A 12,015-nucleotide genomic window follows, 5' to 3' on the forward strand; every position below is an offset into this window, starting at 1 on the left:
CATCGTGAGCCCGCGGCGTCTGCATGCGCAGGCGCCGCGCCGCTTCTTCCTCGCGTGCGTCGTCCACCTCGCGCAGCACGTTGCGCAGGTCGACCGGGCCGGTCTCGTGCACGAACGCGCCCGTCAGCTCCGTCTCGGGGCGCAGCAGGCCGCGTTCGTAGAGGTGCCAGATCTCGTCGCCGTAGTGCGTACGCAGCAGCGCGGGCGCGAACTGGCCGAAGAAGTCGCGCAGGTTCCCGACGTCGCGCAGCAGCATGCGCTGCGCGTGGTTGTTGCCCGCGGCGTCCACCGCCTGCGGCAGGTCGATGATCACGGGGCCGTCTTCGGCGAGCAGCACGTTGAACTCCGAGAGATCGCCGTGCACGATGCCGGCGCACAGCATGCGCATCACTTCCTTCAGCAGGCTGGCGTGGTGGCGTATCGCGTCTTCGGGCGAGAAGGCCACGTCGTTCAGGCGCGGGGCGGCATCGCCGTTGGCGTCGGTCACGAGGTCCATCAGCAGCACGCCTTCGAGGAAGTTGTGCGGCGTCGGCACGCGTACGCCCGCGGCGGCCAGGCGGTAGAGCGCATCGACCTCGGCGCTCTGCCAGATGGCCTCGGTCACCTGTCGGCCGAAGCGCGTGCCCTTGGCCATGGCGCGCGCCTCGCGGGTGTTCTTGACACGGCGGTTCTCGGTGTAATCGACGGCCTGACGGAAGCTGCGCTTGTCGGCCTCCTTGTAGACCTTGGCGCAGCGCGTCTCGTCGCCGCAGCGCACGACGTAGACCATGGCTTCCTTGCCGCTCATGAGCTGGCGCACCACGGTGTCGATCAGGCCTTCGTCGATCAGTGCCTGCAGTCGCTGGGGTGCTTTCATGAACGTGTCTCCTGGAGGAAGGTTCTCAGGCTTTCCGTGCCGATCTGGTAGAGCCCATCATGCCTGTGCGCGGCATAGCCGAGCCGGTGGTTGATGGAGAGCATGGGCTCGTTGACCTCGGCGTTGTGGGTAAAGGCCATCGCGACCTCGGGATGGTGCTCGCGCACGAGTTGCAGCATGGCGGCCTTCACGCCCTTGGCCAGGCCCTTGCCGCGCCAGCGCCGCGCCACGGCCGTGAGCCGCTGGTGCATGCGGTCGGGGAAGCGCTGGTTCCAGGCGGCGTCGCACACCGCGACCACTTCGTCGCCGTCGAGCAGCAGCACAAGAAAGTGATCGCCGCCTCGGCGGTCCATGTCGGCGTACCAGGGAGGGAAGTCTTCCAGGTCGTAGCGCATCGGCGGCCGTTCGAGGTTGGTAGTGGGCGCGTCGTTCAGCAGCACGGACAGCGGCGCCATCAGCGTCGCGAGCCGTTCGAAGGGCACGCGGCCGGCGTGCACCTCGGCGCGCAGACCGTGGGCGGGCGCGAAGCCTTCGGTACGCCAGCGCGCGAGCGCCTGCCAGTCGAGGCCGGCGAAGGCCATGCGGTTCTCGACGATGCGGTGCTTCTCGACAGCGCCGATGGCCTGCAGGAAGGCGTGGCCTTCGGGCAGGTGCGCCTTGATCGTCGCAACGGACTTGCCGTGCGCCTCCATCAGCGCCAGCAATGTGCGAAGCAGGGCGCTTGCCACGCCGCGGCGCCGGTGCGGACGCAGCACGCCGCCCCAGGCTTCGAGGAACGGCACGAACGCCTCGTACTCCGGCGTGCCTTCGCGGCGAAAACTCGCGCTCAGGCTGCCGATGAATTCGCCGTGCTCGCCGACGGCCAGCACGCGATGAAAGACATACAGCGGATTGGGCTGCTGCACGTTGTACCGGGCGTCGGCATCGGGAGCGATGGGGTCGCCGGGAAAGTCTTCTTCGGCGCGCAGGCGCCAGTACGCGAGGAAGTTGCCCCAGTCGGCTTCGCCCGCGCACTGGGGATCGAAAACAGTGGTCACGGTATGCCGCGCGGATGCGGCACGGGTTTCGAGCATGGTCGTTGGCCTTGATTCGACAAATGAACGGGGCGCCGCCGGCACATGCGTGCCGGTGGCGGCGTTTGAATCGGGGCGGCTTGGGGGCGTCGCGACGGCCGGAGGCCGCGCGGGGCAGACTGGCTACGCGATAGACGCGTGAACGATCAGCTGTTCAGATGAGGCCCGACAAACCGCACGTGCATGGGGGCATGAATTACAGCGTCTTCCATCGCGCACCTCCGCTTTCTGTGTGGTTGTCGAAGGAGCGAATGTAGCGGGCTTGCCGCGTGCTGTGAAGTGGCGTGTGGTTTTGGCGCATGCAACGCGTCAGTTCTTCATGCCGTGCACGATCGACGCCAGCAACGAAGACACGAAGACGGCCGCGATGAAGCGCAGCCAGCCGGGCTTGCGTTGCACGAAGTTGCTGATCGCCACGCCGCCCGTCAGCAGCCAGATCAGCGGGCTGGTGCCCGCAAGGAAGACGCTGACAACGTAGAGAGCCTGCAGCATCACGCTGAAGATCCAGCCGAGTTGGGAAGCGAGGCTTGGCACCTGCGCGGCAGCTTGCCCGGGCGGCGGTGCCGCGGTGGTCGTGCGTGCCGTTGCAGGTGTTGCGGGCTTGGCTGGCTGGGGTCGTGCCGCTTCGCGCTGGGCCTTCTTTTCTTCCGCCAGTTGCTCGGCGGTTTTCTCCAGCACCGGTGCGGGCGCCTCTGTCGGCTGCCACCATGCGGGCCAGGGCGCCTTGCCTGCGGCGGATTGCTTGCGGAACTCGCCTGCAGGGAGCTTGCGTTGAGAGGCCTGCGAGACTGCAGGTGTCGCTGCACCGCTTCGTTGGTGCTTGGCAGCCAGCGCACGCACGCGCTGCAGGTACGGCTCGCCACGCGCCGGGTCGGTCATTGCGATGAAGTTCGCGTAGCCGCGCAGCGCGCCGATCACGTCGCTGTTGCCGTTCCATTGCAGGCCCTGCGGTCCGTGCCGCTCCGCCTGGTGCAGCACTGCGCGAAAACGCCGCAGGGTGTCGCGGTCGATCGAGAGCTTGTCGTTCACCACGATGCCCGTCACATGCTGCTGCTGGTGCTTGCGCATGACCTGCTGCTTGTCCGGGTGCACCGTGAGGCCTTCGCTGGCCACGATCTGCTTCACGCGCCACAGCAGCTTGCCGGTGTCGCGGCTGTGCTCGGGGCCGGCCGAGAAGCTCAGGTCGTCCGCATAGCGTGTGTAGCGAAAGCCCAGTTTGGCGGCACTCGCGGCCAGCCGCGCGTCGAGGCGGCGGCACAGCAGGTTGGTCAGCATCGGGCTGGTGGGGGCGCCCTGCGGCAGCACGCGTTCGCCGCGCGCGACGAAGTAGCGCCGGCCGTCGAGCTGCACTTCGTCGGTAGGCGCCTCGGTGCACACCAGCGCCAGCAGGCTCGCCACCTGCGACGAATAGCCGAGCTGGCGGAACACGCCACGCACGCGGCGCATGCCGATGGAGGGAAAGAAGTCTTTCAGGTCGAGGTTGATCACCACGTCCTGGCCCACGTGCGGCGCGGCATTGGTGAGGATCGAGCGACCCGGCAGAAAGCCGTGCACGGCCTCGTGAACCGGCATCTTCGCGAGGATGTTGTCGAGCACCCAGTACTGCGCGCGCTTCATGCGCGGCATGGGCGCGGAGATGTGGCGCTCGCCGCCGCTCTTCTTGGCGATGGTGAAGCGCTGGTAGTGGCTCACGCTCGCCACGTCGCGGTGCCAGGCGAGAAAGCGCAGCTCGCCGAGGCCGATGCCCATCGCCTGCGCCAGGTCGCCTGCGTGGTCCAGCGCGGGCAGGGCGTTGCGGGCCAGTGCCTGGCTGTCGCTGTGCGCTTCGTTGAGACCGCCCGAAACGCCGTCGCCCACGTAGAGCAGCTCGCGCTGACGCCGCTCGTGCCACGCCACGGCTCGCGCATGGCGGCCCTGTGCGAGGCGCTGGCGGGTTTCCTCGCGGCGTTCGCGGGCCTTGGCCATGCGTTCTTGGCGCATCGTCTTCAGGGCCCTGTCACGGTCCTCGATGCCGCGCAGTTCGTCGCCGAGCTTGGAGAGCGCCGTCTGCAGTTCGCTTTCGCGGCGGATCAACTGGGCTTCGACCGTCGGCTGCGCCGCGTCCTGCGGCCAGAAGCCGAGGCGCTGCATTTCCTCGAGGACGACTTCCTGCTTGGAGCCCTTGCGGATGCGTTCGTACAGCTCCTCGCGCGTGAGTGCCGAGTCGGGAATGGAAGAAGAGGAGGCGGGAGACTGCATGGTCATGGCGCTGCGCCACTGGCCGATGCACTGCTGATGATGAATCAGAAAAATTGCGAACGAAGCGGGAATCTCGTCGAAGAGCCTCGGGACTGGAGGGCTCCACTCGACGCCGTATGGCCATGGTGACGCCGATGAGCTTCGAGGAAGCCGCACTGTTATCGCGTCACCATGGCCATACGGCACAGTGAAGAGACGTCCAGTGACGCTTGGGAAGTGCTGTGTACGAGGACGGCGATACGCCGTCCGGGTTGCAAGAGCCTTCCCGCTCCGTTCGCAAAAAACAGTGTATCAGCCGATGTGTGCGGTGGTCCTTTCCTGATCGGTCGATGTTGCTGCCGGATTGGCCGACAGGCGCAGCGCGAGCATGTGCTCGCACGGGCCCTTGGTCATGCGGTGGCGGATGAAGTGGGAGCACTGGCAGTCGCCCGAGGCCACGCGCTGGTCGGCGTCGAGCTGCAGGCTCATGAGGTATTCGCGCTGCCCCGAAGCGCCCTTGCACTTGCCGCTCAGCGTGAGGCCGCCGTCGGGGCGAGCCAGCGTCTTCACGTTGGCGATGCGGCGCGCCTGCACCAGTTCGGCCGCTGCCTCTTCTTCGGGGCTGGCGTAGCGCAGCTTGTCCATGGGCAGCGGCTCGCGGCTCAGCTCGCGCAGCCGCCACACGCCGTGCGCAAGGTCGTACACCACGCGCCCGGCCTGCACATAGCCGCCGAGGGCTGCATCGACCGTGAGGGTCGACAGGCCGGTGGCCGCTGCCAGCTCGGCCGTAGTGGCGCGCCAGCGTTCGCCCAGCGCCGCGAACACGCGCAGTTGACTGTCCTGGTCGACCGTGTGGCGCGGCTGCAGCAGCTCGAAGTGGCCGTTGCGCGACCAGTCGTTGGCGGTCCAGCCTGAGAGGCCGAGCGTGAATTCCATATCGGGCAGTTGCGCTACCCAGAAGCTCGGCATGCCCGTGCCCAGCAGGTGCACCGTGAAGCCCTGCGCCACCGGCACGAGGCGTTCGAGCTGCAGCAGGCGGCGCCGGCCCCACACGCGGATGTCGATGTCGGAGGTGGCACTGTGCGTGGAGCGCGGGCACACCAGCTCGTGGCCCCAGGGCTCGAAAAGAATGCGCACCGGCTGCCCCGGCCGGAGGATGAAGCGCAGCGAGCGCGGGCCCACGCGCTCCTTGCGCCGGCGCAGCACGAGGCAGATGTTGTGCACGTCCATCGGGTGCAGCTGCAGCCGCTGCGCGGGCAGCAGCATCGCGCTGCTCACCTGCAGGAAGCCGCGCACCCAGCTGTCGGGCACGTCGATCTTCGGCTCGTGGAAGGCCGGGTCGTTGTCGCTCTGCACCTGGAAGCCGCCGGGGTCGATGGCCAGGCGGGTGGTCTTGTAGTCGCGGATCTTCTGGAACTCGTCGTAGAGCGATTCGGAGTAGTCGACGTTGGTGGTGCCGAAGGCGTGGTCGCTCACGCGGTCGAAGATGTCGTGGCTGCACGAGAACATGCCGTAGCTCGACTCGTCCTGGCTGAAGCACTCGAAGAACACGCGGTCGGGGTGCACCGTGATCACCGGGTCGAGCACGAACCAGGCTTCGCGGTTGACCTTGTAGATGTGGTCGAAGTAGCGCTGCTGCGCGTTCATGAAGGGCTGCAGCACGGCCCGCTTGCTCTTGCGCAGCTCGGCCAGCTCGTTGCTGATGGGCGCCATCTGCGCTTTCAGCTGGTCGCTGCGCGCCATGAACTGCGCGAGCAATTCGTTCTCTTGCCCGGCCAGCCATTCGAGGTACGCGCTCTTGTCGCGCGGCTTGAAGCGCAAGTCGCCCACCACCACGTCGTGCAGCGCGGACATGCCTTCGCGAAACGGCAGGTGCCGGTTGATGTCGGCGACGAAGTGAACCGGCGCGCGCAGCGTGTCGGGCGCGAACTGCAGCGCCGTGCTGTTCGCGGTGTGCTGTGCGCCCGAGTGGCCGAAGTAGCGGTACTGGAATCTCATGCGGCGGGCCCTCCTGTGGAGGCTGCGGGCGGTGCGCGGCGCGGCGCGACGCTGCGCACCGATGCGGTCTGCAAGGGGTTGTCCAGCCCGGGGAAGGCGGCCTGGATGCTGCGCAGGCCGGCCACGTACTGGGCGCGCTCGGTGATGGCGCCAGTGACAGCCTGCCGTGCGAACACGCGCGCGACGATGCGTGCGATGTCTTCCGAATGCACCGCCTGCGCGGCCAGGAACTGCATGACTCGTGCCTTGGCCAACCGGCCCCGGTTGGCCTGCGACAGCACGCTCAGAAAGTAGGGCTCCAGTCGCGCGAGCACGTCGGGCTTCTGGCTCGCGGCCGAGGCCAGCCAGTTGGTAACGAACAACTGCATGCCGGGCGATGGATGCTGGCTCAACTGCAGCATGTAGGTGGTGACGTCGGTCACGTCGAAATGCGTCGTGAGCAGCTCGCGGCCGAGGCGCTGGGCGCCAGCGTCCTTGTGATCGCACAGGCGTACCAGCAGCGCCGGCGTCCACTGGCTCGCGCCGCTTTGCGCGCCGAACCATTGGCGGGCCCAGTCGCGCGCGTCGTCCCAGCGGCTGTCGAACATGCGAAGAGCGTCGCCGAGCTGTGCCAGCGTGCGTTCCGGGTTCGCGGCCAGCTGGTCCATGGCCCAGCGGCGTGCGGCGGCGGTGTCGACGAGGCCGAGGCTGGCGGTCTGCAGTACGTCGAAGCCTTGTGGGTCTTGCTGAGGAAGCAGCCATGCGCCGAGGCGCTGTGCGCCCTTGCTGCGCGCTTCGAGCAGACGCAGCGTGACGGCGGGCTCGCCGCGGCGCGTGTGCTCGGCCAGCGGGCCGCACAGCCATTGCAGCAGCGCATCGAACACGCCCTCGGCGGCTTCGGCGCGGAACAGTTCGTCGCGCAGCAGCGGCATCAGCGCGGCCGCAAAGTCAGGGTGCGCGGGCAGCAGCTGCGCGAGCCGGGGCGCGACGGCTGCGCGCACGGCGGGCATCGGGCTGCTGCAGAAGGCGGCGAAAAGCTCGGGCTGGGTGATGAGCGTGTGGTCGGGCAGGGCCGTGAACAGCCGCACGCCGGCACCGCGCAGACGCTCGTCGTCGGACTGCAGCAGCCGCGTGAGCACGCCCACCGGCAGGCCCTGGACCGACGCTGGGTGCAGCAGCAGCCATTCGGCGGCGGTGCGCACCACGTCAGGGCTCGCATGGTCGAAGAGCGCGAGCAGTTCGGGCAGCGGCGCCTTGGCGGCCGGGTTGCGCAGCAGGCCTTGCAGGGCCCACTGCAGGTTCTCGCAGATGGCGTCGAGCTCGGGTTGCCCGGCATCGCAGGCCGAAAGCCATGCGAGCAGGCTGCCGCACAGGGCATCGAGCGTTGACGGGTTCGGGGCGGCGGCCTGCAGAAGCAGGCGCGACGCGCGGCGCACTTCGGCATCGGCCGAGGTCAGCAGCATCAGAAGAAGGTCGACCTGCTGACTGTAGAGGCCCGGGTCCTGCGTGATGCATTCGAGCGCAAGGGCGCGCGCCTCGGCCAGCGGCGAGCTCAGCAGCGCAGGCAGCCAGGGCAGGGCCGGCGCACCCGCCGCGATGCGCTGGTGCGCGATGGCAAGGGCGAAGCGCGCGGTGTCATCCCAGCTGCTGCCCAGCAGGCGCCAGACGGCGGGCGCCTCGAGCGCTTCGCAGAAGGGCTTGTTGTCCTGCAGCGCGCGCGCCGCAAAGGCATGCACCGCGCCGCAGCGGCCTTGCTGCATCAACTGCAGCAGGGCCCGTGGATGGCGGTCCCAGCGCTCGGGCCAGGCTTCGGTGCGGTTCAGGCGCTGCGCGGGCAGCGGTGTGTTGCGGCGCCAGCGCAGGCCGCCGCGCTGGGCTTCCCATTCGGCGTCATGGCGGTGCAGCAGCTGCATCAGCACCAGCCAGCGGCTGTAGGGGCCGGTGTGCCAGCTGCGGGGCTCGGGTGTCCAGCGGGTTTCGCGCTGCTGGCCGGCGGTGCCGGCTTCGGCATCGTCGGCCGCGAGCAGCACGCCCATGGCCAGCTGCAGCCAGCTTGCCTCGTCGGCCGTGCCGGCCAGAGCCAGCCGGCGCAGGCTGCGCCAGGTGCGGCGGCGCAGGTAGTCGCGTGTGCGCTGGCTGTAGGCGAGGCGGCTGTCGGGCCGCACGATTTCCTTCGCGATCTCGACATAGCGGCCATTGACCTGCGCCCAGCGGCCACCCGTGCGGAAGGCCGCGCGCTGCGTTTCGAGGCGCTGGTGCAGCACGCCGAGCAGGGCGTAGTCGCCCGCGAACTCCGCGCCCTTGTACAGCCGGCGCCATGCGCGGAAGCTGCCGGCTGCGAGCTGCAGTGTTGGCGCAATTTCCATCAGGGCCGTGCGCGCGAGTCCATCGGTTGCCGGGCTTTCGAGCAGCGCGAGATCGAACAGCTGCTCGACCCAGGCCGCGTACTTCAGACCATTCCAGAGCGCTGGGTCGGCCAGGTGCTGCCGAAGCAGCGGCATGGCTTGTTCAACGGGCAGCTCGCTCATGGTGGCCCAGGCGCGGCGCAGCGGCGCGGGCCAGTCGTCCACGATGCGCGCCGTTTCGGCCGCGCGTTGTTCGGCAGGCCAAAGGTTCAGCGCGGCCCAGCGCGCAGCGCGGGTGACTACGGGCGTGCGGCCGCGCCGGGAGAGTTCGCGCATCGCCTCGAACGCACCGCCGTCGCCGCAGCGGCCGATGGCCCAGGCGATGCAGTAGTCGAGCAGCGGCTCGCCGGTTTCGATGTGGTCGATAAGTTGCGGCACGGCTGCAGCCAGCCGGCGCTCGCCGATGCGCCACACCACGCGGCTTCTGCGCACCGGGGCCAGCAGGCGCCATGCATCGGGGCGGATGCTGGCCAGCAGCACGGCGTCGCCGGGGTGTGCGAGCACGGCGGTTGCAGTGGTGGTGATGACGGCCTCGGCGACCGCCCCTTCGATCGCATAGCCCTGCGCGATCTGCGCTGCCACGGCGCGTTCGAAGGCGGCGTTGGCGGCCTCCAGCGGCAGCGGCGACGGCGTGTAGACCGTTTCCTTCCACTGCAGCCCGTCGCGGCTGGTGCTCACGTGCACCACGTGGCCCGGCGCTTCCGGCAGGGCGAACAGTTCCACGGTGCTGAAGCCCGCGGCGCCTGTCGCGCCCGGCTTCGTGCGGATCAATTTCTCGGAGCGAATGCGCTTCACGCGGAGGCCTCCCTGCCTTCGGTTGGGTGCTTGTGCTTTTTGTTTCGCTGCGCATCTTAGCGGCCATGCGTGCCAATTTGCGCGTGTGTAGCATCGCGGCCTGAGATTCACCCCCGCACATCTTTCCCATGCCGAATGCAGAACAGACCCCTCAGTCGAGCTTTCTCTACTTCACGGGCCAGGGCTCGGACAAGGTCTACCAGGTGCACCTGCGCCCCAAGGACGACGGTTGGGTGGTCGACTACGGCAACGGCCGGCGAGGCGGCACGCTCTCAACCGGCACCAAGACCAGCAGCCCGGTCGCCTACGAGGCGGCGCTGAAGATCTACGACAAGGTCGTGAAGGAAAAGACGTCGAAAGGCTACACGCCCGACCAGTCCGGCGCGCTCTACACCTCGACCGACCTGGCCGGCCGCATGAGTGGCGAGCTGCCGCAACTGCCCACGCTGATCCTCGAAGAGCAGGCCGCGCGCTACTTCGACGACCCGGGCTGGGGCCTGCAGGAAAAGGCCGATGGCGAGAACCGCATCCTGCTGATCGAGGGCGAGGCGGTGCGCGGCACCAACAGGCGCGGACTGTTCGTCGACATTCCCCAGGCTTGGGTCGGCGTTGCGGATGCGCCGGCGGGGCGTACCGTGATTGCCGGCGAGCACGTGGGCGATGCCTTCATGGCCTTTGATCTGCTGGAGCTCGGCGGGCAAGACCTGCGCGCCGCGCCGTTCATCGAGCGCTTCGGACATCTACGCAAGGTCGCTGAGCTCGTTTCGTGGATGACCGTGCTCGAACTCGAACTCACCACCGAGGGCAAGCGCCGCCGCGCCGCCGAGTTGCTGGCCGCACATGGCGAAGGCTATGTGCTCAAGGCGCTCGACGCGCCGTTCTCCGCGGGCCGCAGCACCACCAGCCTGAAGTTCAAGTTCAACCAGAGCGCGACCTGTGAGGTGATCCGCGTCAACGCTCAGCGCTCGGTGGCCGTGGGGCTGCGCGACGAGGCGGGCGTGATGATCGACCTGGGCAACGTGACCGTGCCGCCCAACGAGGCGCTGCCGGCCGCGGGCATGCTGGTCGAGGTGCGCTATCTCTACCGCTATGCGGGCGGCAAGTTCGAGCAGCCCGTCTACAAGGGCCAGCGGCCGGACATGACGCCTGCAGACGCAGTGCTGTCGCAGGTCACGCGCATCAAGGATCGAAGCGCGGTCCTCGACGACGAAACGGCCTGAGCGCCGGTCAACCCGAAGAACCGAAAGCCGCGCGCAGCTTCGCCGCGAGCCGGTTCGCTTCAGCGGCGGTGGCGATGTTGGTGAAGCCCATCAGCAGGCCCTGGTCGGCAGGCCCCGCAACGCCGCGTGCCGACAGCGGCTGGCAGTTCAGCCCCGCCTGCTGTGCGCGGCGGGCCAGCGCCACATCGCCTTCACGGCGCCCGTCGAATCGCGCGATCAGGTGCATGCCGCCGCTGCGCAGGTCGATGCGCACCGTGTCGCCGAAGGCCTTCAGCAAGCCGGCCACGAGCATTGCGCGCCGCCGTGCATAGAGCAGGCGCATCTTCTTCAGGTGGCGCGAGAAGTGCCCCTCGCGCATGAAATCCGCCACCACGGCCTGCGTGATCTGCGGGCTGCCGTTCGACCATGTGCGCGCGGCCTCCTCGAAGCGCGCACGCAGCGATTCGGGAACGACCAGGTAGCCCAGCGCCAGCCCGGGGTAGAGCACCTTCGAGAAGCTGCCCGCGTACAGCACGCGGTCGTGGCCGTCGAGGCTCTTGAGCGCCGGCAGCGGCGCTCCGGCATAGCGGTACTCGCCGTCGTAATCGTCCTCGACGATCCACGCGTTCGCCTGCGAGGCCCATTCGAGCAGCTGCAGCCGGCGCGCGAGCGTCATCGACACGCCCAGCGGCGCTTGGTGCGAGGGCGTGACGACGGCCATGCGGGCCTTCGGTGCCTTGCGCAGGCCGCGCGCGATGACGAGGCCGTCTTCGTCCACCGGCACGGGCACCGTGCGCTGGCTGGCGGCGCGTAGCACTTCCTGCGTCGGCGGAAAGCCCGGGTCTTCGATCCACACGCGGTCGTCTTTCTTCAGCAGCGTGCGCGCGACGAGCGCGAGCGATGCGCGGTAGCCGCCCGTCACCAGCACCTGCGAGGCGTGGCACGACACGCCGCGCGACACCAGCAGATAGGCCGCGATGGCTTCGCGCAGCGGGGGGTAGCCGCAAGGGTCGCCGTAGAACATGTCGGCCGCGTTCGTAGCCCGCGCACGACGCGCCGTGAGGCGCGACCACAGCTTGCGCGGGAACGCGTCGAGCGCCGGAATGCCCAGCTGCATGGGCGGTGGTTCGCCCGGCTGCTTGAGCGCATCGCCGGAAGCCCGCGTATCGGTGCGCCGGGGTTCCCGCCGCGTGGGCCGATGCAGCGGCAGCGACGGCGAAACCACGGTACCCGCCTGCCCGCGCGAAGAAAAATAGCCTTCGCCCATCAGCTGGTTGTAGGCCGTCTCGACGGTGCCGCGCGCCACGCCGAGCTCACCGGCCAGGCTGCGCGCCGATGCCACGCGGTCGCCGGGGCGCAGCGTGCCTTGTTCGATGGCGCTTCGGTAGCGCTCGTAGATCTGGCGGAACAGCGGCGTTTCTTTCGCGCGGTCGAGCTTCGGTGTCATGGCCTGGTCATTTTCAAGATTCTTGGCTCTTTTCGATGGGGCATCG

Annotated in this window: 6 protein-coding genes and 1 pseudogene; 1 reads left to right on the forward strand and 6 read right to left on the reverse strand. The window is 68.8% G+C overall.

What is annotated here, in order from left to right:
* Positions 1 to 10: 10 nt before the first annotated feature.
* The 5 genes and pseudogenes from BLW48_RS17175 to BLW48_RS17195 form a co-directional block, all read right to left on the reverse strand.
* Positions 11 to 856 (reverse strand): annotated as a pseudogene (locus BLW48_RS17175) (PA4780 family RIO1-like protein kinase); the annotation flags it as partial.
* On the reverse strand, positions 853 to 1,929 hold the full coding sequence (locus BLW48_RS17180) for a GNAT family N-acetyltransferase (protein ID WP_093176528.1): 1,077 nt from the start codon (positions 1,927 to 1,929) through the stop codon (positions 853 to 855). The gene BLW48_RS17180 and the pseudogene BLW48_RS17175, both read right to left, overlap by 4 nt.
* Positions 1,930 to 2,238: 309 nt before the next feature.
* The gene (locus tag BLW48_RS17185; RefSeq protein ID WP_093176530.1) at positions 2,239 to 4,173 is read right to left on the reverse strand and encodes a reverse transcriptase family protein; all 1,935 of its coding nucleotides are present in this window, start codon (positions 4,171 to 4,173) and stop codon (positions 2,239 to 2,241) included.
* A 285-nt stretch (positions 4,174 to 4,458) separates the two neighbouring features.
* Positions 4,459 to 6,144: a hypothetical protein gene (locus BLW48_RS17190; RefSeq protein WP_093176531.1), complete on the reverse strand. Its 1,686-nt coding sequence runs from the start codon at positions 6,142 to 6,144 to the stop codon at positions 4,459 to 4,461.
* The gene (locus BLW48_RS17195; protein WP_093176533.1) at positions 6,141 to 9,323 is read right to left on the reverse strand and encodes a hypothetical protein; all 3,183 of its coding nucleotides are present in this window, start codon (positions 9,321 to 9,323) and stop codon (positions 6,141 to 6,143) included. The genes BLW48_RS17190 and BLW48_RS17195 overlap by 4 nt, the downstream gene beginning before the upstream one ends.
* A 128-nt stretch (positions 9,324 to 9,451) precedes the next feature.
* Here BLW48_RS17195 and BLW48_RS17200 point away from each other — a divergent pair, with 128 nt between their 5' ends.
* The gene (locus tag BLW48_RS17200; protein WP_093176535.1) at positions 9,452 to 10,543 is read left to right on the forward strand and encodes a hypothetical protein; all 1,092 of its coding nucleotides are present in this window, start codon (positions 9,452 to 9,454) and stop codon (positions 10,541 to 10,543) included.
* Between the two features lie 7 nt (positions 10,544 to 10,550).
* Here BLW48_RS17200 and BLW48_RS17205 read toward each other — a convergent pair whose 3' ends face one another.
* The gene (locus tag BLW48_RS17205; protein ID WP_093176536.1) at positions 10,551 to 11,969 is read right to left on the reverse strand and encodes a MocR-like pyridoxine biosynthesis transcription factor PdxR; all 1,419 of its coding nucleotides are present in this window, start codon (positions 11,967 to 11,969) and stop codon (positions 10,551 to 10,553) included.
* Positions 11,970 to 12,015: the final 46 nt, after the last annotated feature.

The organism is Variovorax sp. YR266 (assembly GCF_900107295.1).
In the GTDB taxonomy this organism is placed as follows: domain Bacteria; phylum Pseudomonadota; class Gammaproteobacteria; order Burkholderiales; family Burkholderiaceae_C; genus Variovorax.